The organism is Ruminococcus sp. Marseille-P328, assembly GCF_964249465.1.
In the GTDB taxonomy this organism is placed as follows: Bacteria; Bacillota; Clostridia; order Lachnospirales; family Lachnospiraceae; genus Blautia_A; species Blautia_A faecis.
Window position 1 is genome coordinate 1 of record NZ_CAXUBQ010000024.1, and the last position, 25,520, is coordinate 25,520.

21 protein-coding genes and 1 tRNA gene are annotated in these 25,520 nt (G+C 44.2%); 15 read left to right on the forward strand and 7 right to left on the reverse strand.

The window, feature by feature from the left end; genetic code table 11:
* The first annotated feature begins 231 nt into the window (after window positions 1-231).
* Window positions 232-303: transfer RNA gene (locus ACESTK_RS15745), tRNA-Arg, on the forward strand.
* A gap of 52 nt (window positions 304-355) precedes the next feature.
* Complete coding sequence (locus ACESTK_RS15750) at window positions 356-1,282, forward strand: SH3 domain-containing protein (protein WP_226855122.1); 927 nt, start codon at window positions 356-358, stop codon at window positions 1,280-1,282.
* A gap of 205 nt (window positions 1,283-1,487) precedes the next feature.
* Here the strand turns inward: ACESTK_RS15750 and ACESTK_RS15755 are convergent, their stop codons facing one another.
* Window positions 1,488-2,921, reverse strand: a complete 1,434-nt coding sequence (locus ACESTK_RS15755) for a polysaccharide deacetylase family protein (protein WP_202187721.1) — start codon at window positions 2,919-2,921, stop codon at window positions 1,488-1,490.
* 411 nt (window positions 2,922-3,332) lie between these two features.
* On the opposite strand from ACESTK_RS15755, the gene ACESTK_RS15760 reads away from it, so the two are divergent.
* Entirely contained in the window at window positions 3,333-3,929 is a 597-nt protein-coding gene (locus ACESTK_RS15760) for a zinc dependent phospholipase C family protein (RefSeq protein WP_118581340.1), read from the forward strand.
* A gap of 344 nt (window positions 3,930-4,273) precedes the next feature.
* The gene (locus ACESTK_RS15765) at window positions 4,274-6,478 is read left to right on the forward strand and encodes a C40 family peptidase (RefSeq protein WP_270431846.1); all 2,205 of its coding nucleotides are present in this window, start codon (window positions 4,274-4,276) and stop codon (window positions 6,476-6,478) included.
* 226 nt (window positions 6,479-6,704) lie between these two features.
* Here ACESTK_RS15765 and pduL read toward each other — a convergent pair whose 3' ends face one another.
* Window positions 6,705-7,343 carry a phosphate propanoyltransferase gene (pduL, locus tag ACESTK_RS15770; RefSeq protein ID WP_118581346.1) on the reverse strand — a complete coding sequence of 213 codons (639 nt, stop codon included), beginning with the start codon at window positions 7,341-7,343 and terminating at the stop codon, window positions 6,705-6,707.
* A gap of 130 nt (window positions 7,344-7,473) precedes the next feature.
* Between pduL and ACESTK_RS15775 the strand changes: the two genes are divergently transcribed.
* Together ACESTK_RS15775 and ACESTK_RS15780 are read left to right on the forward strand one after the other, a co-directional pair.
* Complete coding sequence (locus tag ACESTK_RS15775) at window positions 7,474-8,361, forward strand: leucine-rich repeat protein (RefSeq protein ID WP_173718603.1); 888 nt, start codon at window positions 7,474-7,476, stop codon at window positions 8,359-8,361.
* A complete protein-coding gene (locus ACESTK_RS15780; protein ID WP_373120204.1) occupies window positions 8,358-9,818 on the forward strand; it encodes a VWA-like domain-containing protein in 1,461 nt (486 codons plus the stop codon). The genes ACESTK_RS15775 and ACESTK_RS15780 overlap by 4 nt, the downstream gene beginning before the upstream one ends.
* Here the strand turns inward: ACESTK_RS15780 and ACESTK_RS15785 are convergent.
* Window positions 9,778-9,984 (reverse strand): DUF6783 domain-containing protein, encoded by a 207-nt coding sequence (locus tag ACESTK_RS15785; RefSeq protein WP_319017806.1) that lies wholly within the window; start codon window positions 9,982-9,984, stop codon window positions 9,778-9,780. The two genes, ACESTK_RS15780 and ACESTK_RS15785, sit on opposite strands and share 41 nt — an antisense overlap.
* Between ACESTK_RS15785 and ACESTK_RS15790 the strand changes: the two genes are divergently transcribed.
* Genes ACESTK_RS15790 through ACESTK_RS15805 form a run of 4 tightly spaced genes read left to right on the forward strand, consistent with a single transcriptional unit; the run spans window position 9,916 to window position 13,832 of the window.
* Window positions 9,916-10,074 (forward strand): DUF6783 domain-containing protein, encoded by a 159-nt coding sequence (locus ACESTK_RS15790; protein ID WP_308768409.1) that lies wholly within the window; start codon window positions 9,916-9,918, stop codon window positions 10,072-10,074. The two genes, ACESTK_RS15785 and ACESTK_RS15790, sit on opposite strands and share 69 nt — an antisense overlap.
* A complete protein-coding gene (locus ACESTK_RS15795; protein WP_373120205.1) occupies window positions 10,071-11,582 on the forward strand; it encodes an AAA family ATPase in 1,512 nt (503 codons plus the stop codon). The genes ACESTK_RS15790 and ACESTK_RS15795 overlap by 4 nt, the downstream gene beginning before the upstream one ends.
* Before the next feature lie 9 nt (window positions 11,583-11,591).
* A complete protein-coding gene (locus tag ACESTK_RS15800) occupies window positions 11,592-12,836 on the forward strand; it encodes a transglutaminase domain-containing protein (RefSeq protein ID WP_173716250.1) in 1,245 nt (414 codons plus the stop codon).
* Between the two features lie 21 nt (window positions 12,837-12,857).
* Entirely contained in the window at window positions 12,858-13,832 is a 975-nt protein-coding gene (locus ACESTK_RS15805) for a DUF4203 domain-containing protein (RefSeq protein WP_195992179.1), read from the forward strand.
* Between the two features lie 153 nt (window positions 13,833-13,985).
* On the opposite strand, the gene rfbD is transcribed toward ACESTK_RS15805, so the two are convergent.
* From rfbD to ACESTK_RS15825, 4 genes are all read right to left on the reverse strand, one after another.
* The gene (gene rfbD, locus ACESTK_RS15810) at window positions 13,986-14,927 is read right to left on the reverse strand and encodes a dTDP-4-dehydrorhamnose reductase (protein ID WP_173718598.1); all 942 of its coding nucleotides are present in this window, start codon (window positions 14,925-14,927) and stop codon (window positions 13,986-13,988) included.
* A gap of 14 nt (window positions 14,928-14,941) precedes the next feature.
* A complete protein-coding gene (gene rfbB / locus ACESTK_RS15815) occupies window positions 14,942-15,961 on the reverse strand; it encodes a dTDP-glucose 4,6-dehydratase (protein ID WP_373120207.1) in 1,020 nt (339 codons plus the stop codon).
* Window positions 15,962-15,988: 27 nt separating this feature from the next.
* Window positions 15,989-16,885 (reverse strand): glucose-1-phosphate thymidylyltransferase RfbA, encoded by an 897-nt coding sequence (rfbA, locus tag ACESTK_RS15820; RefSeq protein WP_118581363.1) that lies wholly within the window; start codon window positions 16,883-16,885, stop codon window positions 15,989-15,991.
* Window positions 16,886-17,080: 195 nt separating this feature from the next.
* Window positions 17,081-18,277, reverse strand: a complete 1,197-nt coding sequence (locus ACESTK_RS15825) for a methyltransferase domain-containing protein (protein WP_118581366.1) — start codon at window positions 18,275-18,277, stop codon at window positions 17,081-17,083.
* 300 nt (window positions 18,278-18,577) lie between these two features.
* On the opposite strand from ACESTK_RS15825, the gene ACESTK_RS15830 reads away from it, so the two are divergent.
* The 5 genes from ACESTK_RS15830 to ACESTK_RS15850 all read left to right on the forward strand — a co-directional run bounded on the left by ACESTK_RS15830 (window position 18,578) and on the right by ACESTK_RS15850 (window position 25,503).
* Window positions 18,578-19,318 (forward strand): DUF3825 domain-containing protein, encoded by a 741-nt coding sequence (locus ACESTK_RS15830; RefSeq protein ID WP_118581369.1) that lies wholly within the window; start codon window positions 18,578-18,580, stop codon window positions 19,316-19,318.
* A gap of 295 nt (window positions 19,319-19,613) precedes the next feature.
* Entirely contained in the window at window positions 19,614-20,339 is a 726-nt protein-coding gene (locus tag ACESTK_RS15835; RefSeq protein ID WP_187565593.1) for a hypothetical protein, read from the forward strand.
* A gap of 330 nt (window positions 20,340-20,669) precedes the next feature.
* On the forward strand, window positions 20,670-22,784 hold the full coding sequence (locus ACESTK_RS15840; RefSeq protein WP_373120208.1) for an NAD-dependent epimerase/dehydratase family protein: 2,115 nt from the start codon (window positions 20,670-20,672) through the stop codon (window positions 22,782-22,784).
* Entirely contained in the window at window positions 22,781-23,686 is a 906-nt protein-coding gene (locus ACESTK_RS15845; RefSeq protein ID WP_373120210.1) for a hypothetical protein, read from the forward strand. The genes ACESTK_RS15840 and ACESTK_RS15845 overlap by 4 nt, the downstream gene beginning before the upstream one ends.
* Window positions 23,662-25,503 carry a DUF2194 domain-containing protein gene (locus ACESTK_RS15850; RefSeq protein WP_373120211.1) on the forward strand — a complete coding sequence of 614 codons (1,842 nt, stop codon included), beginning with the start codon at window positions 23,662-23,664 and terminating at the stop codon, window positions 25,501-25,503. The genes ACESTK_RS15845 and ACESTK_RS15850 overlap by 25 nt, the downstream gene beginning before the upstream one ends.
* Window positions 25,504-25,520 lie beyond the last annotated feature (17 nt).

Below are 25,520 nucleotides of genomic sequence, written 5' to 3' on the forward strand. Positions count from 1 at the left end.
AAATAAGCCCGCCAAAAGGCGAGCTTATTTAGAATACTTGTTTATAGGTTATCGCTGAACTACGTTTTCAGGACAGCCCCTTTTTCAAAACTGACATAACTATTCCGTCAAAAGAAAAAACTTTACATCCAGTCGATATTGTGCTATAATTTTTTAGTCGAAGTGGTTGTATATAAGGTTGCTGTTTAAACGCTAGACAGTAACGAATGATAATGCAGCTTTCGAATTTATGCACCTGTAGCTCAGTGGATAGAGCAGTGGTTTCCGGTACCATGTGCGGGGGTTCGATTCCCTTCAGGTGTGTTGCCTGGAACGATCGGGCGTTCCGGTGCGTTGTATTAAGGAGGACAAGAACTTGGATAATTTCAGAGAATGGTTATCAGATAACCTTCGCTATTTTATGCTTGGCGGAGCGATTCTGTTAATCGTGGTTGTCCTGTTTTTCGGTATCCGTGCATTTATGGGAAGCGGGAAGGGCGATTCCAGCAAGGATACAGCCGATGAGCAGGTAACAGCAGACAACGACCAGGGAAATGTTCCTTCTTCTCCGGCAAATGATGGGGAGACTGACGGGAAGAAAGACGCCAATCCCATGGAAAAAGCTAATGAAGAGATTACTTCATTGATCAAGAGCTATTACACAGCTCTGGGGGATAAAGATATTACCACATTGCGTACTTTGGTAGATAATCTTGCACCGGCAGACGAGTCTAAGATTACCAATGCCAAGTACATTGAAGGGTATGAAGCTGGTGATATCTACACGAAAAAGGGGCTTGATGACGATTCCTATGTAGTATATTCCTGTTTTTACTACATCTGTCAGGGGATTGATACAAAGGTACCTGCGCTTGCTGAGTTCTATGTGGTAAAGGATACAGACGGGAACTGGAAGATTGACGGCGCTGCTCACGATGACAGCGACGAGATAACGAAATATGAAGTTTCTTTGCGTCAGGATGACGACGTGAAGGAGCTGAAGGCCAAGGTACAGAAGCAGTATGAGGATGCACAGACTGCAGATCCTGCACTTGCTGCTTTCCTTGATGGTCTTGGTGAGGATGTCACAGGATCTGCAGAGACAGCCGATGGAACTACGCTGGTAGTGACAGAGGATTGTAATGTCCGTGCAGCAGCCAGCAGTGATGCAGAAGTGATTGGTGGATTGTCCGCTGGAACAGAAGTGGTCAAGAAAGGTGAGAGCGGAGACTGGATCCAGATTGACTATGAAGGCTCTGAGGCGTATGTTCACAGCAGCCTTCTGGAAGAGAAAGCTGAATAAGTATAAAAGAGGAATTGTCATGATGGCAGTTCCTTTTTTTGCGTGTTTGAAAAAAATATATAGAATAAAACCAGAGTATAGTTGATGATTTCCTGAAAACGATACTCTGGTTTTTATATAGTGCTATATTATGATACCAGTGTCAAAAGGTCAAAAAGCCGTTCGTGCTTGCACGATAAGGAGTTTGAACTTGGGACACGCCAAATCAAAACGATCCATAAGCGGTTCCGTTTTCCAATGTAATTCCCTTTGCAGCAGCCAGCTCGCTTACTGTTACCAGCTGATAGCCCTCCTGCAGCAGCTGCGGAATAAAAATTTCAGCAGCATCCACAGATTCTTTGAAAATATCATGCATTAAAATAATCTGTCCATCACTGGCGTTGTCCATTACATTCTGTACTGTGGAATCTGCATTCTGTGTTTCCCAGTCCAGAGTATCCACAGACCACAAAATCAGAGGCCTTGCTGCAGTCTCTGCTACGGTGTCATTGTAAGAACCATAAGGGGGGCGCACAACAGTGGCAATGTGCCCTGTGAGATCCTGGATCAGCTGATCTGTGCGGGAAAGCTGACTTGCAGCATCATCGGCGGAAAGCGTGGTGAGATCCGGGTGATCATAAGAGTGGTTTCCAATCTCGCATCCAAGCTCCTCCATACGCTTTACAGGTTCCTGAAAATATTCCACTTCCTGACCTGCCAGGAAAAAAGTAGCTTTTACATTGTTTGCTTCCAGACAATCCAAAAGACGGTCTGTAAAATCACTGGGTCCATCATCAAAGGTGAGGGCAATCATCCCCTTTGGCTCCGGAGAAACAGTCGGTTCCGAAGTAACGGAGGCTTCCGGTACAGGGGAGACTTCTGATGCTGCAGAAGAGGCTTCAGAAGTCTCATCGACTTCGGAAGAAGCTTTCCTGGAATCTTCATTTCGATCAGAAGAAATATCAGCTTCTGCAGCCGGTGTGGAAGCACCTGTCGCAGAAGCTGTGAGATTGTCAGCATTCGAAGAATCTGATGTAGTATTCATGTAGAATACAAGATCCTGATTGGAACTATCATCTGGCGTCGTCGGTTCACCCTGTTGTGCACCGTCAGCGCCAAAGTGATAAATTTCGCCGTCTATTGTCACGTCACCAGTCTGAAGAACTCCATCTGCATTGAGGTAGTAGCGCTTGCCATCAAGCTCAAGCCATCCGGTCTGCATAACGCCTTTGTCATTGAAGTAATAGCGGTGTCCGTCTGTATCTGTGAGCCAGCCTTTATAACCTTCTCCGTTTACCATGAAATACCAGTTACTGTCAACTGGCGTCCACACCCCCTGGGAAGCTTCCGGAGAGACTTCGAAAGAAGTGTCTGAACCTGAAAGGGTATCAGGTGCCGGGGTATCTGCGGCAGGCGCTTCGGTGGGAATGACATCCTCCGGTGTGTTCTCCTCTCCTGCATCAGTATTTTCAGCTGCCGCACCATCAGATTGAATCTGGGAATCATCTGTATTTCCAGCTACGAACATGTCTGGGGTCTGGGTATCTGTAATGGGTGAGTGCGAAGCGGAAGACTGGGTAAAAGAAACTCCGCATGCAAGACACATAAGAACAGCAGCTATAGCCAGCCCTTTATTCGTCCGTGGTTTATGGCCAGGCATATAATTCCTCCTTTATGTAACGATTTCATGATGCCAGTGTATTTCATTACTGTTCGCTGGCAGCATTTCATTTTTTGGATCATGTTACGGTTCACTTTGTGACCAGCAACACACTTTGCAATGTACAGAAATCATGGGTCTGCATGATTTTCAGCTGTACAGTAACCTAATAATACAATATATGACGAAAAAAAACAAGACCGGCTTACACGCAGGATATAATTGTGCAATTTAACGATATATTGGAAAATATTTTACAGAAAATCAGAAAATGTTTATTTGAAATTTGACAGAGATTCTGCTATATTAAGTTGTGATAACGATGATTTGAAAAGCAGATACAAAAGCTTTTTACAGTTTATTGTTTTTTATCTGTTACAATGGATAAGAACAGGAAAGAAGAGGAAGCGGTTGCGTAAAAAATCCCATATACTGGTAGCCAGATATCTGGCAGACCAGATGCCTGCCACTAAGAGTCTGCAGTCCCACAGAAAGGCGTTCTGCCTTGGAAGCATTCTTCCGGATATTAAGCCATCTTTTCTTACAAAGAAGCATGAATATTTCGGCACCTTCGAAGAAATCCAGGGTAAGATGAAAGCTCTTATTGACAATGATCCCAAAGAAAGCAAGGAGCGCGTTTACTGGCGCAGGTTTGGCGAAGTGATGCATTATATGGCAGATTATTTTACTTTTCCCCATAATAAGAACTTTACCGGGAATCTGTACGAGCATAATAAATACGAGAAGCATCTTAAGAACCATCTGAAGCGCTACATAGAGAGTGGGGCAGCAGATCGTATGGTCATTCTTCCAGTGAATTTCGGAAGCTTCAGGGAACTGGTGGAGTATATTGGAAATGCCCATGAAAGATATCTTCTTAAGGAGCGTAATATTGCAGAGGATGTTCAGTATATTCTCAGAATCTGTTCACAGGTTATTCATGGAATCCTGCAGCTGGCTGCGAAGCAGTTTGGCAGAGAGGATATTCTGATTCCGGCTGCATGCTGATAATGGGAAGAGCCAGTGCCGGGAGATCACAGCAGCTTGTCTGTGAGTACCGGGACTGGTATTTTTTTGTACAGCAGAAAAAATGAATTATTCGCTGCTGCGATAAAAACGGTATTTAGCAAGTGGGAAACGCTTTCACTTAAATCTGTACAGAAATTGTGAAGAAAAAATGAAAAATCACGAAAATACGTCTGTATATTTTGAGGATAGTTGATTTAGAAGGGTTAGTATGCTACAATAATGCATGTTAATACTTAATGCGAACTGTCTTTAAGGTAAGAATGCATACCTTTATATAGGGGAGTAAAGGGATGTTCATGAATAGAAGGGAGCATCTTTTGAATATGAAAAATAAATATCTGACAAAATGTTTATGTATTACTATGGCAGCTGCGATATCCTTTACAGGAACGGCCAGTGTTTTTGCCTCAGAAGAGACAGCCTTGTCAGAAACAGAAACAGCTGCCCGGGAAGCGGCAGCAGAGCCGATTTCATCAGAGCAGGCATCGGCAGAGACGCCTTCCGCACCTCCGGAGACAACGTCAGAGCCGGCACAGGTACCAGCAGAGTCTGTACAGACGCCATCAGAGCCCACAGAAACACCAGCTGAGCCTACACAGATCCCATCAGAGCCTACTACACCAGATCATATACCTACAGAGACACCGGCTCCAAGTGAAACACCAGATCATACACCTACAGTGACACCGGCTCCAAGTGTGACGCCAGATCATACACCTGAGTTGACACCAGAACCAAGTGCGACACCAGAACCAAGCGTGACACCAGAAGCTAGTGCAACGCCGGACGATACCCCCACAGTGACACCAGAGCCTAGTGCTGCACCTGAGGTGACACCCACTGTGACTCCTGGACTTTCAGCAGAGAGCCAGCAGAAGGTAAGTGCCCTGATCAAAGACATTGATAAAACCTTCAAGCAGGAATTAGATAAGAAAAAGAAGAAAAAAGTCAAAGCCCTGAGAAAGACCTATAACAGCTTTTCAGACCAGGAGAAGGCTGCTGTTACTAATTACAAGCTTCTTATCGATATGGAGAAGACGATCAGCCAGCTGTCCGGGGCAGCAGACGATAAAGATGCAGATAAGATTGACAGCACCACAACGCAGGCACTTAATGGAACCCCAGTCTACTATGCATCTAATCTTCATGCAGGCAAGGAATTTTATCTGAACAGCCTGCAGGAGAACTATCAGCTGTCATTTTCTGATGATTTTGCAGATGTTATGGAGCAGATTGAGACAGAGTATAAAGCTGCCAATCAACTGACAGATGTATCTGATTCCGAAGGTGGTGTTACCACATCCGCAGATACCCTTCTTGTACGCAACTGGCAGGATATACTTGCCATATATGTCTATGAGAAGAGCCTTGATGGTGCCACTTCTTTTACGCTGGATTCTTCCTGTAAGGATGATCTGGCAGCTATTTTTGCCAGGATGAATCCTGTTGTGAAGGACGAAAGTAATTCTAACAGAGTTACATATGGAAATTACCATATTAACCATTACATTAAAGAGAATAAGATCCCCAAGGATGAGAGGGGGATTTTGAAGAAATATCTTGAAACAGACTGCAAGCTTCTTTGTGCAACCGTTACAGCAGCCAAGGGCTTTGTAAGACAGAGTGTTGGCGATGACGTTTCAGAAGAGCGTGTAAACGTAATTGCAGCTGCTTATTCACTGGTTGGTAAGGTAGGGTATTTCTGGGGCGGCAAGTCTACTGTGATCGGAATGGATCCAAGCTGGGGCGCAGTACAGCAGGTAAGCGCAGAGGGAAGTCAGAGTACCGGTACTTTACGTGCTTATGGCCTTGACTGCAGCGGTTTTGTTACCTGGGCAGTGATCAATGGCTATGAGAATCAGGCTATGATCGCAGCTGTAGGAAGCGGTACCTCAGACCAGTGGGGCAGAGCGAACGTGGTAAGTGAGGCGGATGCCCAGCCAGGTGACCTGGTTTTTCAGAGAGGACCAGAAGCAGGAAGTGCCAACCATGTTGGTATTATCTGTGGAAAAACTGACGCAGGAGACTGGATCGTCGTACATTGTTCTTCCAGCAAGAATGGTGTTACAGTAGGAGAGGCTTATAGTGCAAGCTTTCGTTACATCCGTCAGCCATCCTTCTATCCGAACGCACAGCAGGTAGAGGAAATGAGACAGAGTGGTAAAACTATAGCCAATACCCAGTATATCACAGGAATTGACGTATCCAATAACCTTCAGGATCTGATCAAGGCGAACCTTGTTACAACAGGAGATATGGATACGGTTACCATAGATGCTTCCGGAGACGGAACTGTTTCACCGGGAAGCCTCTATGTCGCAAACAGCCTTCAGGAACTGTTTGATGCAGGACAGCATGTAAGTGTATTTAGTCAGGTGACATACGGAGATGCCGCAGAGATGGAAGCTGGCAGTAATGAGGCAGCAGGTACTGCGGGAGTTAATAAAGCCCAGACAGTAGATTTTTCCAGAATTATGGTTACCAATTCTCTTCAGGAGCTGTTGGCGGCGACAATTGGAATTCAGTGACGCAAAAGTGCTTCCACACCCGGATTCGGGCAGGAAGCACTTTTCATTTGTATAGACTGAGTGAACAGATTACAGAATTGATTTTCAGACAGGCTCCGGGAGGCTGTGACTGGCATATGCTGCTGCAAGAAAATGGAATTACTGTTCACTCTGTTCACAAAAAACACCTTGCGGAATGTCACCAGTGAACAATAATAAAATGGAGTCACAGAGTATGCCCTGACATTTAGCGGTTAATACCGGACAATACGTCTTCAATCCATTTATCTGTATTATAGTTATCATCAAAGAATTTTACGATTACCCCATAAGGCTCTTTTTCATTGGAAAAAGCATTGGCCTCATCGGTATCTACGTGCATGGCAAGGCGGTAACTCCAGTCTACACGTACTACCACATCTGCATAAATAAGAGCGCGGCCGAAGCTTTTGGTCAGGACAAAAACTTCGTCATTATCTTTGACCTTCAAAGTAACAGCATCTGCCGGAGTCATGTGAATGTGACGTTTGGCAACAATGACACCGTGAGCAAGGATAAGTTCGCCCTTGGGTCCGATGAGAGTGCAGCCAGGGGAGCCGACAGTATCACCAGACTGGCGGATAAGACCGGGAAGACCGATCTTGCGGGTATCTGTAAGGGAAAGCTCAATCTGGGTTTCTTTACGAAAAGGACCTAGAATGGCCATATTCTGATACTCACCTTTAGGCCCCTTTACGGTAAGACGTTCCTGGCAGAGATACTGTCCAGGCTGGCTTAATTCCTTTATGTAATGAAGCTGGGCATCCTCTCCAAACAGGAGTTGGAAATCCTCCTGGGAAACATGAATATGCCGTGCTGAGGTTTCAATCGGTATTTTAATGCTCATGGAAATTCCTCCGATATTATATAGAGTGTGAACATCAGTACTGTTTTAACACTGCAATAGATTAAGTTTAATATTAATGAGAAAAAATAGCAAGCCTTTTTTTACAGGCACATATACAGGAGTGTATGAAATGAAAAAACATACAGACAGCGGTTTTACCTTTGATATTAAGGAAGATCATGCTGCAGTAATGGAAATTGATGGGGATCCCCAGATTGTGGAAATTCCGGAACAGATCGACGGAGTACCGGTCACAGAACTGGCTGAATATCTTTTTTCCGGGAAAAGCTGTCAGGTCATACGGATTCCCTTGGGAGTTCAGAAAATAGGCCGTTACGGTTTTTATAACTGTCGGAATCTGGAAGAGCTATGGTTTTCCAGTGATTTTACTGATCTTGGAAGTGGAGCTTTTACAGGGTGCCACAGGATCCGAAGAATGGAAGTTTTGATGAATGATGAACAATCCGGGCTGAAAGAGATCCTTTCAGAAGTTGGGGAGGAGCTGCGGGTACATTTATATGGAAAAGTGGAAGCCATGCTTTGGTTTCCGGAATATTATGAGGAAGGTGTGGAAAATACTCCTGCCAGGATATTGATGACTGAGGTGCATGGAAGCGGTCTGTATTACAGAAACTGCTTTCAGGGAAAAGTATTTCATTTTCTGGAGTATGACAAGCGTTTTGAGATGGCGAGAGCCCAGGAATCATCAGATTTCCTGAGAGAAATGGTATATGGCAGACTGAACTGGCCGACAGGGCTGACTGAACAGGCGAAAATACAGTACGAGCAGTACCTGAAGGAGCATATAGAACAGATTGCTTCTGATTTTATCCGTCAGAAAAGAGGAGAAGAGCTGGAATGGCTTCTTCACACGTATCCCCTGGAACCTGGGCAGAAAGAACTGTTTACAGGTCTGGTAAATCTGGCAGACAAAGTGAAATCTCCGGAGATTTTAAGTATGCTTATGGAGTACCAGAGACTGCATTTTCCATCGAAAAGGAGAAGTTTTGAACTATGAGTGGTTCAGAAGAGAAAAAATTGAATTCATTACATGGGGAAGATTCGTTATATAAAGCGCAGGGGGGAAAAGCTGCTTACCAGATAAGTCCGACATATGGGCAAAATACTTTGTACAAGGTAAATCCGGTACATGACGCCTGGGATCGTGCGTTGGCGGCAGAAAGCATCTGCCAGGATATTTTGTCCAGTGCCAGAAACCAGTTGTACCTGAATATGCGCTTTATGGACTGCGCATTGTCAGCACTTTTCTTTCAGGGAGATATGGGCGTTCATCCTGTTGGAACGGATGGAACTGTCCTGTACTATCAGCCGGAAGAACTGATGGAACAGTTCAGGAGAAGCCAGGAAAAGGTGAATCGAATCTATCTTCACAGCCTTTTACACTGCATTTTTCTCCACTGTTTTCCAGAGAAGGATGAAGAAGGAAATCCTGCTGTGGATGTCCAGTACTGGAATCTTGCATGTGACATTACAGTGGAAAATATCATTGACGGGCTTTATCTGAAATGTGTGCATCAGCCGGCATCTATGGTGAAGAGGCAGGCGTTGAAGCTGATACTGGAAGAGGGAAAGGTAATGACGGCTCAGAGAATTTACCGAAGGCTTCAGACTCTTCATTTGCCGGAAAATAAAATGCAGGAGCTGCGCCGTGAGTTTACTCAGGATGACCATGGTAAGTGGTATGAAAACCATCCAAACAGTCCTCAGATGTCCCAGCGGAAAAAGAACTGGGACGACATCCGCAACCGCATGCAGACAGAGATGGAAACTTTTTCAAAAGAAGCGGGAGAAGGCGGAGAAACTCTGGTAGACCAGCTGCGTGCCCAGAATCAAAATCGCTATGATTATAAAGAATTTCTGCGGAAATTTTCTGTTTTGAAAGAAGAAATGAAAGTTGATATGGACACTTTCGATTATATATTTTACAATTATGGAATGAATCTGTATGGCAATATGCCGCTGATCGAGCCCTTAGAAACGAAAGAAGAGCGGAAGGTGGAAGATTTTGTGATCGTTATTGACACTTCCATGTCCTGTAAAGGAGAGCTTGTCCGGAAGTTTCTGGAGGAAACCTACAGTGTGCTCAGTGAATCTGAGAGCTTTTTCAGGCGGATTCACGTACACATTCTTCAGTGTGACGAGAAAATCCAGTCTGATGTGGTGATTGAAAATGCCATGCAGTTGAAGGAATATATGTCCCATTTCACAGTGAAAGGAGGGGGCGGCACAGATTTTCGCCCTGCTTTTGCCTATGTGGAACAGCTTATGAGAGCGAAGAAGTTTACAAAACTTCGGGGACTGATTTATTTTACAGATGGTTATGGAATTTATCCGGCAAAAATGCCTCCTTATGAGACTGCTTTTGTATTTATGAAGGAGGATTACCAGGACATTGATGTGCCGCCATGGGCGATCAGGCTGATCCTTGATGAAGAGGACCTGGAGTCTGTTTAAAAAGTCTTTCTGTGTCAGATCTCATGTAAAGCAGGATATGTAGATTAGCGCCTGTTTGAAAAATCATTCCCGCAATCTGCACGCCCCACTTTGCGGTATATTTTGCCCGAATTCGGTTGCCGTAGCCCGCTACGGCGCCCTCATCCGGACAAAATCTCCCACAAATTGTGACGCACATCTTGCAGAAAGCCTTTTTCAAACATGCTCTAGAATAGTACAGCCAATCTGTAAAGACGAGGAGAATATAATATTATGAACATCAAGCGAGCGAAGGAAGAAATACGCAATACAATAGAAGCTTACCTTTTGAAAAATGAATACGGGGAGTATGAGATCCCGGTTATGGCCCAGCGCCCTGTTTTTCTTATTGGCGCCCCTGGAATCGGCAAGACACAGATCATGGAGCAGATTTCCCGGGAATGTAAGGTGGGACTGGTTTCTTACACCATTACCCACCATACCAGACAGAGTGCAATCGGACTTCCTTTTATTTCCAGAAAGAATTTTGACGGAAAAGAGATGGCAGTTACAGAATATACCATGAGCGAGATCGTAGCATCTATCTATGAGAAAATCCAGGAATCCGGCCTTCGAGAGGGGATTTTGTTTATTGATGAGATCAATTGTGTTTCCGAGACACTGGCACCTGCCATGCTGCAGTTTCTTCAGTGTAAAACCTTTGGAAGCCACAAGATTCCGGAAGGCTGGCTGATCGTAGCTGCCGGGAATCCGCCGGAGTACAATAAATCGGTCCGTGAATTTGATGTGGTGACTATGGACCGTGTGAAGAAAATCCAGGTGGAGCCGGATTTTGACGCATGGAGAGAGTATGCTTACGCAAAAGGCGTTCATCCTGCAGTGATTTCCTATCTGAATACAAGACCGGCTAATTTTTACAAGATGGAGAGCACTGTGGATGGCAGAAATTTTGCTACACCAAGAGGATGGGAAGATTTGTCCAAATTGATACAGGTATATGAAAAACTGGAGAAAACCGTGGATAAGGACGTGGTAGTCCAGTATATCCAGCATCCGCAGATTGCAAGAGATTTCGCCAGCTATCTGGAACTTTTCTACAAGTACCGTACGGATTATCAGATCGATGAGGTTTTAAGCGGCCATATTGATGATATTCTGGTAAAAAAGGCGGCACATGCTTCCTTTGATGAAAAGCTGAGTGTCACCGGACTTCTTCTTTCCAGACTGAACAAAGTCTTTGGAAAGGTGCAGGAAGAAGAAGAGAAGCTTGCCAGCATTTTTGATATTTTAAAAGAGGCGAAAGAGCCTCTTATGGGAGCGCAGAAGGAGCAGCCGTTGGTTTATCTGGAGGATGTAAAGAACCGCTTCCAGTCAGACTCATTGGCAAAGAAGAAAGCAGGGCTTTTGTCCAGGGAGGACCTCCATCATGACCAGCAGGTTCTGGACACCCTGGAAAAATATGTGATGGATCTGAAGAAAGAAAATGTACAGGATGGCGAGTCTGCTTTTTCCCTTCTCAGAGTCTGGTTTAATGCGGAAAAAGAAGAATATGACAATGGTTTTGACAAGGCGGCGAAGCAGCTTGAATATGCTTTTGATTTTATGGAGAGTGCTTTTGCGGGCGGACAGGAACTGGTGGTGTTTATTACAGAACTGAATACCAGCAGTCCTGCAGTGGCTTTTCTTCAGGAATATTCCTGTGAAAGATATTACCGCTACAATAAGGAACTTTTATTCCGGGAAAACACCAGAGATATTCTGGAACGGATCCGGCAGCTTGGATAAGGAGGCTGAATGAGAAAAAGAAAACCATGGAAATTTATTTTTATTCTTCTGTTTGCAGTGGCAATTTCCCTGGGAATCTATGTTTATCAGCAGCAGTATGAGCCAGCCGATTTGTTTGTGAAGGTGGGAGAGGGAATTCTGGATAACGCTCCGGAGATTTTTTCCGGAGAGCCGAAAGAAGTCCGGGAACTGCGGACGCAGGAGGTGGCAGACACCGACACACAGCGACTGCGCCAAGAATACTATTTTGGTCAGCTGAATGAAGAAGAACAGCGGGGATATCGGGAAATGATAGAAGGAATCCGGTCAAGAGAGAAAGAATTTTATCTTACGATCTATGATGATGACACCGTAAATAAAGTTTACCATGCGGTGCTTATGGATCATCCTGAGCTGTTCTGGGTGCATAACCGGAAGCAGGTATATAAAACAACCTTCTCAAATGCCAATTATTGTATGTTTTCTCCCGGCTACAGTTATACGGATGAGGAAATCCGGGAGATACAGGCAGCTGCTGATAATGCCTGTCAGGAGGTAAGTGCATTGGTCTCAGAGGGGGCGGATGATTATGAAAAGGCGAAAGCAGTTTATACTTATCTGATCGATACTGCCGAATATCAGGAATCTGAGGACGACCAGAGCATGGCAGGAATCTTTTGGAGGAAGCAGGCAGTGTGTGCCGGATATGCAGGGGCTGCCCAGTATCTGCTGGAATATCTTGGAGTGCCCTGTATTTACGTGGAAGGCAGTACTGCCGGAAGTACAGAGGGACATGCCTGGAACATTATTACTTTAAATGGAAATGATTACTATTTTGATGCGACCAACGGTGACCAGCCGGAATTTCTGGAGGGCGATGCAGTCCAGCTTGCAGAACATAAGACAATCCTATATGATTATTTGTGTCCATTCCCGGAGGAGTATGAGATGACATATACACCCTCTGCTGAATTTACGGTTCCGGCGTGTTCTGCAACAGATATGAATTTTTATGTGCTGAACCAGGGCTGCTTTGACAGTTATGACTATCAGGAAATTCTGGCATACTGTCAGATGAGGCTGAATAACGGGGCTGCAGTAGTGAGGTTTAAATTCTCATCACAGGAAGCTTTTGAACAGGCCAGAGCAGACTGGATCAATGGAGATGCCATTCAGGAGGCTGCAAGATATTATATGACTATATATGGAATGAGTCAGGTAGAGTATCATTATGGAATTCTGGAAAACATGAAAACTATCTATTATATGTTTTAAAAGGAAGAGGTATAAACAGATATGGTTGATATTTTAAAAAATATTATGAATATTGCATACAGAGTTCGGGATATGCAGATCGCGGGTACTTTGTCCATGGCGTTATTTGGAGTAGTGCTTGTGTTCGGAATTATGAACTGTGTACTCGGATACCGTCTTTTAAGATTCTGGATGATGATCTTTGGATTTCTCATTGGAGCAGGAATCGGATTATTTGCCATTCATCAGATCGGATTCGGGGAAAAGATGTATTATGCAGTGGGAATGATCGGGGTAGGACTGGTACTTGCCATTCTTTCTTTTGCAGTGTTTAAGGCCGGTATTTTTATTATGGGAGCAGGAATTGGGCTGACGATTACTGTATATATTATCCATCCGACTACTTCTTTCAGCTTTTTCATCTGTCTTCTGGCGGGAGTAGGTCTCGGAATGCTGGCGCTTCGCTATGAGAGAGAAGTGATCATTGTGGGAACCAGTATACTGGGTGGTATCTTAAGTGGCTTTTCTGCTGCCAAGCTGGCAAAAATGGAGGAAATTCCTTTTGGAATCATTTTTTCCATTGGGTTCGCCCTTGTGGGAATGTTGATCCAGTTTGCCATTAATAAGCCGAAATATGACGATGATTACGATGAAGATGAGGATCTGGGTAAAGTACCAGAAAGACGACAGAAACGGGAAGAAGCTGACTGGGAGGAGGTTGAAAACGAGACAAAGCGCAGAGGGAAAAAAGAGCGTGATGATAAAAAGAATCCTTCCAGGGAGCAGTACAGAAAGTATCAGGAAGAGTATGAAGATGATGATTTAGATGATGATCTGTCTGATGCAGATGACAAGGAAATTGATGAGATTCTGGATGAGTATGGCGTGGACGAGGAAGATGTGATTGAGGAATACCTGGAAGATTATTATGGCGAGAACAAGAGAAAGCCGCAGAAAAGACGGAAAAGTAAGAACAAGCGGAAAAACAGCGCCAGCCCTTATCAGAAGAACAGATAGATGAAATCCATTTTCAAACACGCTCTAGAGAGAAAGGCAGAAGAAAGTAAATAAAAACTATGAAATTCTGGAGTCAATAATGCTTCAGGATTTTGACTTATAAAGAAAACGCAGTCAATTGATTTTGAAATTGACTGCGCTTTGCTTTGTGAATTAGAATTCGATTTCCTTTAAATATCTTGCCAGAGCATCCTGCCAGGTTGGAAGAGGGGTGAATCCATTTTCTACCAGCTTCTTTTTGTTCAGACGGCTGTTAAATGGGCGTGCTGCCTTGGAAACTCCGTATTCAGCGGTGGTAACAGGAAGAACTGTTACTTTATCCTCAGCATACTCGGTATGTCCAAGCTCAACAGCCTGACGGAAGATTTCCTTAGTGAAATCATACCAGCTGATATAACCACCCTCATTGGTTGCGTGATAGTAACCGTATTTGTCAGTGAGAATCATGTCGATCATCAGGCGGGCAAGGTCATAGGTGTAGGTTGGAGTACCGATCTGGTCGTTGACAACCTTTAAGGTATCATGCGTTTTGGCAACGTTTAACATGGTTTTGATAAAGTTCTTGCCATTTTTACCAAATACCCATGCAATACGGATAATAAAAAATTTGTCAACATTGTTATAAACTGCAAGCTCTCCGTCAAGTTTCGTCTGACCGTAAACATTCAGAGGCTTGTAGGCTTTACAGTCTGGCTCCCATGGAGTGGTGCCCTGACCGTCGAATACATAGTCTGTGGAAAGATACATCATTTTGATGCCCAGCTTTTTGCAGACTTTTGCAATATTTTCAGTACCAAGAACATTTACTTTGCGGACGATTTCCTGTTTGTCCTCATCTTCAGCTGCATCTACAGCTGTCCAGGCTGCACAGTGTACCACGCCGTCCACGCCTGCTTCTGTAATGGCTTTTTCCACAGCGGAAGCATCTGTAATGTCTACAGAAATATAAGGCATTGTGGTGACAGCAGTACTATCCTGAATTCCGCTATACTCCGGGGCAAGGTCAGAGCCTACCCCTTCGTATCCGCGTTTGTTAAGTTCGTTCATTACATCATGACCAAGTTGACCGGCCACACCTGTTACAAACAGTTTCATAAAAACAGCCCTCCTTAGCGGTTGCCGTACATTTTTTCGTAGTAATTCTGATACTCTCCGGAAATAATGGTCTCCCACCATTCCTTGTTGTCAAGATACCACTGGATGGTCTTCTTGATACCGTCTGCAAATTTGGTTTCTGGCAGCCAGCCCAGTTCGTTGTGGATCTTGGTTGGGTCGATCGCATAACGCATGTCATGACCCTTACGGTCTGTTACGTATGTGATCAGGCTCTCTGGTTTTCCAAGCTCTTTGCAGATGATCTTAACGATGTCGATATTTTTCATTTCGTTGTGTCCGCCTACATTGTAAACCTCACCAACACGTCCTTTGTGGATGATCAGGTCGATGGCGCGGCAGTGATCCTCAACATACAGCCAGTCACGAACATTATCACCTTTTCCATAAACAGGAAGCGGTTTGTCATTTAATGCGTTGGCGATCATAAGCGGAATCAGTTTTTCCGGGAAATGATATGGGCCGTAGTTGTTGGAGCAGCGGCTGATGGATACAGGAAGTCCATAGGTTCTGTGGTAAGCAAGTACCAGAAGGTCAGCAGAAGCCTTGGAAGAGCTGTATGGGCTGCTTGTGTGGATCGGAGTCTCCTCTGTGAAGAACAGGTCCGGTCTGTCAAGTGGCAGATCACCGTAAACCTCGTCAGTGGAAACCTGATGGTAACGTTTGATTCCGTATTTGCGGCAGGCATCCATAAGAACAGCAGTACCAATGATGTTTGTGTTCAGGAAAACTTCAGGGTTTTCGATGGAACGGTCAACGTGGCTCTCAGCCGCGAAGTTTACAACCATGTCCGGATGTTCTTCCTCAAAAAGCTTGTAAACTGCTTCACGGTCTGTGATGCTCTCTTTTACAAAACGGAAATTCGGGTTATCCATAACCGGTGCCAGAGTAGAAAGATTACCTGCATAGGTAAGGCAGTCCAGACAGATGATGCGGTAGTCCGGGTACTTTTTTAACATGTGGAAAATAAAGTTGCTTCCGATAAATCCGGCACCGCCGGTAACGATAATATTCATGATATAATTCTCCTTTGATTTTTATAATTAGTGAAGTACGTCCATATATTTGCCATCCAGTACGTCCTTCAGATACTGACCATACTGATTCTTCTTCAGCACGTTGTAAACTTCCATAACTTCTTCTCTGGAAATCCAGCCGTTTAAGTAAGCAATTTCCTCAAGGCATGCAATCTTACGGTGCTGATGGGTTTCCACTGTTTTTACAAAATTAGTTGCGTCTACAAGACTCTCATGTGTACCTGTGTCAAGCCATGTGAAGCCCTGACCAAGAAGCTCTACATTTAACTGACCCTTTTCTAGGTAAATACGGTTCAGGTCTGTGATCTCCAGCTCACCGCGGGCGCTTGGTTTCAGGTTCTTTGCATATTCAACAACTTTGTTATCATAGAAGTAAAGACCTGTTACACAATAGTTGCTCTTCGGATGCTCCGGCTTTTCTTCGATGGAAATGGCCTTGCCTTCCTGGTCGAATTCAACGATACCGAATCGTTCTGGGTCGTCTACATAGTAGCCGAATACAGTAGCACCTTTTCCTGAGCTTGCATTCTCAACAGCGGCTTTCAGACGCTTCTTAAGACCGTGTCCTGCGAAAATGTTGTCTCCAAGAACCATGGCAACCGTGTCATTTCCAATGAACTCTTCGCCGATGATAAATGCCTGTGCAAGTCCATCCGGGCTTGGCTGTACAGCGTAAGTAAGAGATACGCCGAACTGATGACCGTCACCAAGAAGCTCCTTGAAACGTGGGGTATCCTGTGGAGTGGAAATGATCAGGATATCACGGATCCCTGCGTTCATAAGAACGGACATTGGATAGTAGATCATTGGTTTATCATAAATTGGAAGCAGCTGCTTGGATGTGACCATAGTCAATGGGTAAAGTCTGGTACCGGATCCACCGGCTAAAATAATTCCCTTCATAATTTCGTTCTCCTTTGTTGGATTTGCTATATTGTTCCTATTGCGAACAATATCTGATTTATGCTGTCAGGTGCATAATTTCGTAGTCGTTCATGAATGCTGCCGGATTTTGGGCAGCATTTGTTTGCCCTAACCTGAGTCTGTAGCTACATTATAAAAGGTGACCTTACGTTACCTTCAAGACCTTTTTTACAATTATTTCAAGTTTGTTACTTTTTCACAAAGAAATACCCCTGCATCCTTGGTGATATGGAACCCATTTTCTGTTTTTTTCTTAACAAGGGCGCGAAAATCCTTGTAACGGTCTGGCAGATACTGGTTCTGATTGCCGTGGCAGGAGAGAATATAGGAAATTAAAGGTTCCGCATCGGTGACAATCAGTTCGTCCTCATAGGATTTCCAGGTAATCTGCTGAAAATAAGGGGAAAGGATATCCGTTCCATTTTCCCTGCCAAAGCGTTCGTACAGTTTATCTGCGGAGAGGGCAATCCTTTCATCGAAGGACTGGACTAGAAGGCTGACCTCCCGCATATGTCTGGAACCGTAGGTACTGCAAAGAAAACGTCCGCCTGGCTTCAGGATTTTTGTTACATTTTTGCACACCTTTCCAATGTCGTCACAGTAAAAAAGTACATGATTGGCAATGACCAGATCAAAGGTGCCAATCCTTGGAGGAATGTTGTGACAGTCAAAAGCTTTGAAAGAAAAACGGGGATCTTCTCCGCCAATGGCACGCCTGGCGTCACGGAGCATACCCTCGGAAATATCAGAAAGGGTAATGTGTATGTTCCCTGGAAGCTTTGATAAGTTCTGGGTCCAGAGAGCTCCGTCACCGCAGCCAAGCTCCAGAATATTCATTCCCTCATGAATCTGGCACTGCTGGCAGATCCAGGGAAACCAGCCTTCCTGGTTTACAGAATAAAGACTGTGCAGGTTGATCCTGGAAGAAATGTTGGAAGCATTCTGGTACTGATTTTTCAGGCTTTTTTCCATAACAGTCAGATGAATCAGGTCCAGCATACGGCTCCAGTCCACGGTATGCTCCTCAGAAATGGCCTGGGCAGTATCTTTCAGTGTTTTTTCCACAAGCTGCATCTGTTCAATCCGGTCCTGTACAAGCTTCAGCTGTACATTCAGGGCATTGAGCATAAAATGGCTGTCCGGGTCTTCGATAGTCATCTCCCGGATATCCTCCAGGGAAAATCCAAGATATTTTAGTAGCAGGATCTGCTGCAGCCTTGCAAAGTCCGTGTCAGTATAAAATCTTGCGCCGGACTCGGATACAAGAGAAGGTTTCAGAATATCGTGCTGGTCGTAATAGCGGATGGTCCGCAGTGTTACTCCAGCCATCCGGGCAAACTGACCGGAAGAGTAGTAGCCGTCTTTTTTCAAAAAAACACCTCCTGGATTGCCAAATGTTATATTATATTATAGGGAAAATTTATCTGGGGTGCAATGGAAAGTTTGAGGCAGGTTATGGTTTATTACACTTACAAAAGAACAGCTTGCGGAATATTACTGGCAGATCCTGTCGCAAAGAGGCGAACGCTTTTCCTTGTGCTTTTTTTATCTGTGTGCTACCCTTTAAGCAAGGCCAGCGGGGCCGAAGATGAATCTTAAAACTGGCAGTTCTGTCAGTCTTTTTCCACAATAAAATGTAAGGAAGAGAAGAAAAAAGGACAGGAGGTTAACATGAACCTATTCGATTTTACCTACTGCGGTAATTATAACCGGCAGATCCAGAACCTGGCCAGGATATCCCCTGAGAAGTGGAGTTTTGGGCAGTCCGGGGATAACGGGATCCTGAAAGGTTATCTGGAAAATACATTCCGCAGACTGTATGAGGAAGGAAAAGTACGGGAAGAGAAAGAATATGCCCTTTTTCATACAGGACTCTTTAATCAGTATTATCAGCCAATTTATGCTTATTTTGTTCCAAATGTAGTACCGGACAGACAGAAATGGTATCTGGAAGGATTTTATACAGACTACTCGCTTTTAAAAATAAAAATTACGGATCTGCCGCCCAGGGCTGCTTATGTGGAAAATCCTTCCGATCTGGTGTTTGATACCAAGCTGCCGGTGGTGCCTCAGTATGAGCATATTTTTGATGATGAGGAAAATGTGCAGCGGCTTCCTTCTGCAGTGAGGGAGAGCGGCATGCGGGTACAGCTTTTTGATGGAGCCTTACAGCAGACCAGACGGATACTGGAGTCAGACTACAAGGCTGCCATTCCTCAGTATTATAACCATTCCATTCAGCTTTTAATCCCAATCTGCCTTCAGAATCCGGGAATTCCGGATCTGGCACTGGCCTGTATGAAAACTCCGGATGGGACCAAATATCTGGGACGAACCTGTCTGACTCTCCGGATGGCCTATCACAATGCCAGACTGCTTGCAAGGCTGGACGGGAGCTGGCTGAGGGCGTGAAGAAGTTAGAGAAAATGAAATACCTTCAAAGAGGATATTGGAACAGCAATCGGAAAGCTGCAGTTTCCTGGCAATGTCCTGCTGTTATGGGGCAGATTGTGAACAGGGATAAAGAGTGTGAAAGAACTGTGACTTTCTTTCGGAAAACCTGTTCAAAATATATAAAACGTGTTACAATATAAAACTATCACAGAGAGAAAATCAGAGGTAAGGACTACATAAGACAGCAAGTCCTGGATTGATCAGAGAGGCAGGAATCAGACCTTGGATTTTCTTATGGAACACAGGAGAATGTATGAGAATCGAATTAAAAGACGAAAATCAGGAAGAACCGCAGAAAATTGATGAGAACGACATCCGTTACAAACACGAGACCGATCTGACGAAGAAAGAGAAGCGTGAACTTGAGAAAATGAAGCTTGCCAGTATGGGCTGGAAGGGAAAGCTTCAGTATATCTGGGCCTATTATAAGCCACAGATGGCAGCCATTGTGGCGGTGATCGCCATAGCCTTTTTTGTAAAAGATCTTTACGAAAATTCCAGGATCCATACAGCACTTACGGTTATGGTAATTGACTCCTACGGAACGAAGCAGGAGGAAGCCGAAGAAAAGGTACAGAAAGCGCTGGGAATCCAGGATGATCCATATGAAATCGTCACAGTAGACGAAAGCCTGCGCACCGGTGAAGACGGAGTTGCATTGGAATCCTACAGCCAGATGGCCTTTACCACCAAAGTATCTGCTAGGGCAGTGGATGTGCTTATTGGTTCCGAAGATTATATGGACGGTTTTGAGTTCAAAGATGAGTATTTTATGGATCTGACAGAGCTTTTGCCAGAGGATGTTTACCAGGTATTTGGGGAGCAGAATGACAAATACAGCATTACCATTGATTCTGATGAACTGGCAGAGGAACTTGAGGTGACCTATGAGCCTGTTAGGATCGGAGTTCTCGCTAATTCAGAGAATGTGGAGAATGCAGTGAAATGGCTGACGAAACTGGCAGAAGAATTATCGTAAATAATGAAGGGAGACGTGTGAAAGCTGCCACGTCCCCCTTCCTTTTTCTGTAAAAATAGGCCGGATTTTCTGGGTGCATTTCACATCAAAGCTTTTTCAGATAGTGTTTTTCAATAAAAGAGAGAACTCCATATAGCCCCATGGCAATCAGACACAAAACCACAATGGACATCAGCACCCAGGTAAGCTTGAAGAAGTGTGTCTGCAATCTGAAAGAAAACTATATAAAATTCAGAAAAAATTTTGTAAAAATGTCAATAGGATATTTGACCGAAATAAGGTATCCTAAACAGACAGAAGAGATTCTAAAGGATAACAGGAGAGAAGAATATGAAGGTTTTGCTGGCCGGGAATACCGGCTATGTGACAGAAGAATTTGTAGAAGAAGCATTTCCAGAATGTCAGGTAATGGTACTTGGAAATAAAATGATAAAGACAGTCCGGAGAAGGGAACTTATTTCCAGACCATTTCCCAGGACGGAACTGGAACTTGGAGATATTTTCAGAACATACGAATTTGAAGCTGTGGTATACTTTTCTAATTATCTGACCTTACATGGAGAACTGGAAGGGGAAGCAGAGAATCTGCGCAAGATCCTGCAATACTGCAGGAAAGGGGTTCAAAGCCATTTCCTTTACGTGACAGGACCAGAGGGAATGTATGATGTACCAACAGGCAAGACTCTGCTGGTGCAAAATGCAGAGGATGTGTGCAGACGCTATGCGGGACTGTACGGTCTGAAGGTAAAAATACTGCGGGTACCCTATTTATATTCCGGAATCTATAAAAAAGATTTTTTTTACAGAATTTTCCAAGCTTCGAAAGAGAGCCAGAAGCTGTTTTTTCAGGAAGCTCCGGAGCAGAAAGCCTGTTTTTTATATTCTATGGATCTGGCAGAACTGATGTACAAGCTTTTTGATAACTGGAATGATGAGGAAGAGGTATTGAATGTTCCAGATGTATTTGCCATCTGTTTTCAGGATGTGACCGAAGAACTGAAAAAGGTTTTATCCCCGGTCTCCATTATCTATAAAAGCAGTGCCGTTGTAGAAAAAATAAAAGAAGACGACAGACAGATCCGAACAAACTATAACTGGTTTCCAAAGATTTCAGTATTAGATCATATTTCGGAAATGTATAAAGAATATAATGAATACACAAAAAACAATGGGGGAAAAGTAAGCTGGCTTACCAGACTTTTCAATCAGAACCAAAGATGGCTGCGGGCATGTGAGTTTGTGCTCTGCTTTCTGGCGTTCGAATTTTTGCAGCGTCTTCTGGGAAATCAGGCTCAGTTTAAGATGATTGATCTGCGTCTTGTGTTTATTGTCTTGTTTGGAAGTCTTTACGGTCTGGGATATGGAATTGCCGGAGCAGCAGCCCAGACAGTATCCTTGCTTCTGGCATATGAAAGCCAGGGAATAAAGTGGTATACCCTTTTTTACGAACCAGCTAACTGGATCCCATTTATCTTTTATTTTGCTGCAGGTGCCGTGTGTGGTTATGTGCGAATGAAAAACAGGGAAAATCTGGAATTTATATCAGAGGAGAATCAGCTGATCCGGGAAAAATTTCTCTTTATGCGTGATCTGTACCAGGCGACCCTTCAGGACAAAAAAAGATACAAAAAACAAATTCTGGGCAGTAAGGACAGCTTCGGAAAGATCTTTGACATTACCAGAAAGCTGGATATTGTACAGCCAGAGGAACTGTTTATTGAAACTATGCACATTATGGAAGAAGTTCTGGAGAATGAAACTTTTGCGTTTTATTCCATCAGTCAGAAAAATGGATACGGCAGATTGGAAGCGGCATCCCCTAAGTCTCAGGGAATGTACTCTGCTTCTATCAGATTAAGCGAGTATACGTTTGCCATGGAAACCCTGGAAAAAGGGCAGGTATGGGCAAATCGGGATTTCGTAAAAGGTTATCCCATGTATATGGCTGGTATCAGGAAAGAAGGCAGTCTGGTGATGCTGATCTGTATTCAGGAGGTAAGAAACGGGCAGCTGACTTTATATTATATGAATCTGTTTCAGATTTTATGTGGTCTTGTAGAAACATCTCTTTTACGTGCTCTTGAATATCAGGAAGCCACGGAATACAAGAAATATGTAGAGAATACGAGGATCCTGAAGCCGGAATACTTTGAAAAAAGTCTGGAGCTTCAGCATTCTATGCGTGAGCAGAAGATGGCATCCTATATCCTTCTGAAACTGAAGTATGGGAATATGACCATTGAGGATGCGGATGAGGCACTGGACCGCTGTATCAGAGAAAACGATATCCGTGGTATTTCTCCGGAAGGGGAGTTGTATCTGATCCTGACCCAGGCAGATGACAAGGCATTGCCAGTCATCCTTGAACGTCTGAAAAGAAATGGATTTGAGGGAAAGGTGCTTGATGTTCCGGTAGGAAAAGAGACAGCAGGAGTGGAATCATGACAAAAACAGCAATTGGAATCACGGCACTGGCGATTCATCTGATCATCTGCATACTGATCTGGTCAGGAATACGCACAGGATTTCTGAAAGCAAAGATGTACATGCTGTCTCTTGCCGTATTTGTACCAGTCTGGGGACCGGTGTGTGTCCTGCTCATACATTTTCAGCTTTTTTCCGGTACGGATCAGGTGAAAACAGTGGGAGTTGAAAAGCTCAGGGTTAACGAGGAAATTTATAAGAACATGTTTCCGGCCATGGAGGAAAATGACAGGGATGTGGTTCCTCTGGAGGAGGCCCTTCTTCTGAATGATCCTTCCAGGCGCCGGGAACTGATCATGAACGTTCTGAATGATAACCCGGGGGAATATGTGGAATTATTAAAGCAGGCACGAATGAATGAGGATGTGGAGGTAGTCCATTATGCGATTACAGCCATGGTGGAACTGTCCAAAGAATATGATTACAGATTACAAAAAATTGAGAAAAAATATACGAATGATCCAGATGATCCTGTTATTCTGGAGGAGTACTGTGATTTCCTGAAAGAATATCTGAGTCAGGGCTTTATGGAGAAGCAGATGGAACAGATTTACAGAAACCAGTATACCCAGCTTTTGTTAAAACAGCTGGAGCAAAGGGTGAATCTCCATACCTGTGTCTGCCTGATGGAAAATCTTATGGTGCAAAGAGATTTTTTCCTGGCAGAAAAAATATTGAAAATCATGGATCAGAACTGGCACAGAGGTGAAGAATACTGGATCTGGAAAATTCGGTATCTGGCAGAACGAAAAATGGGGAAAGAACTGAAACAGAGCTTACAGGCATTGAAGGAAGAGCATATCTATCTTTCTTCCAGAGGAAAGGAGGCACTGGGATTTTGGCTGGATGGATCAAAAAAGTGAAAGCTTTTCAATTTAAGGGAATTCTGGTGATCCTGGGCTGTTTTCTGCTTATAGGAGCCATTCTGTTTGCAGAACGCTCTGGTCTGCCCTACCGGGAAAAGGCAAAGAAACTGACTTATCTGGATGCAGATAAAGTGGTTACGGAAGAGACTGCGGTAAAGACACTAAAGCCAACCTGCCTTGTTCTTACAGACAGCAGTCAGGCGGACAGCACCGTGGCGTGGATCCAGTTCGAGCAGATCTTTAAGGAAATGAAGGTGGGTACTGATCTGGTAGATGTAAATTATGAAAGTGTACCGGCTGATCTGTCTGATTATGAGACTGTGGTCGTTCTTTTAAGCGATTTAAATCCGCTGAAAGAAAATGTGCTGAAGATCAGCGACTGGGTAAAAGAAGGCGGAAGTGCCATGTTCGCTCTTACTCTTCAAAAGGATACTTATGTATCCCTTATTGAGCAGAAGCTTGGAATTGTATCCTCAGGTTACACAAATGCCATGGTAAACAGCATTTATTTCGACAGTGAGTTTCTCGTCGGAGGAGGAAAAGCATACAAAGTCACAGACGGCTACGAATCGGCCTGGGCAGTGGAGCTGAGTCAGCGTGCAAGGGTATACGCCTGGGCGGATGATACGTCAGGCATTCCTTTGATCTGGGAAGCTGATTATGGAAACGGAAAGTTTGTAGTAGATAATTTTGGGTTTTATGAAAAAGCTTTCAGAGGCTTTTTTGCTGCATCCTACAGTCTTCTTACAGATGTGGGGGTATATCCGGTGATCAACGGATCCGTCTTTTATCTGGATGATTTTCCCTCCCCTGTTCCAAATGGAGATGGAACTTATGTAAAAAGGGATTATGGCACCAGTATTGCAGATTTCTATACCAATATCTGGTGGCCGGATATGATCGCCCTTGCTACGGCTCACAATGTGCAATATACAGGAGTTATAATAGAAAATTATGAGGACGAAACAGACGGAGAGACGGAACGCCAGGATGATGTACAGCGGTTCCAGTATTTTGGAAATATGATCCTTCATCAGGGCGGAGAACTGGGTTATCACGGTTATAACCATCAGCCGCTCAGCTTATCAGACACGGATTATGGAGATGTACTTCCCTATAAAACCTGGACAAGTTTTTCTGCTATGGAAAAAGCAATGAAAGAGTTGATGGATTTTGGAACGGAAATGTTTCCGGAGACTACCATGTCTGTTTATGTTCCTCCTTCTAATGTTTTGTCAGAAGCGGGAAGGAAACTGCTGGGTTCCCTGTATCCCAAGATTCGTACTATTGCCAGCAATTATTTTTCCGGCGACTATGCTTATGTGCAGGAGTTTGAAGTGGCTGAAGATGGAATCGTAGAACAGCCGCGTATTATTTCCGGTGCGATCATTGACGATTATATGCAGATGGCTGCTTTGTCTGAGTTGAATATGCATTTTGTAAATACACATTTTATGCATCCGGATGACCTTCTGGATGAGGACAGAGGCGCTGCCCTTGGCTGGGAAAAGCTGAAAAACCGTCTGGATGAGTACATGACCTGGCTGAATGAAGCAGCACCGGCACTCCGAAATCTTACAGGCTCCCAGTTATCCGGTGCCATTGAAAGATATGATGCCCTGACCGTGGAGAAAGACATTACAGACAAGGAAGTGCATCTTCATCTGGGAAATTTTTACGATCAGGCGTATCTGATGGTGAGAATGAATAAAGGAACTCCGGTGCGTGTGACTGGTGGAGACTTGACTCAGGCTGCTGGGAATCTGTATTTGCTGAGCGCAGAACAGGAAGATGTGTACATTGAGTTCGAATAAATATAATGACAGCAGTG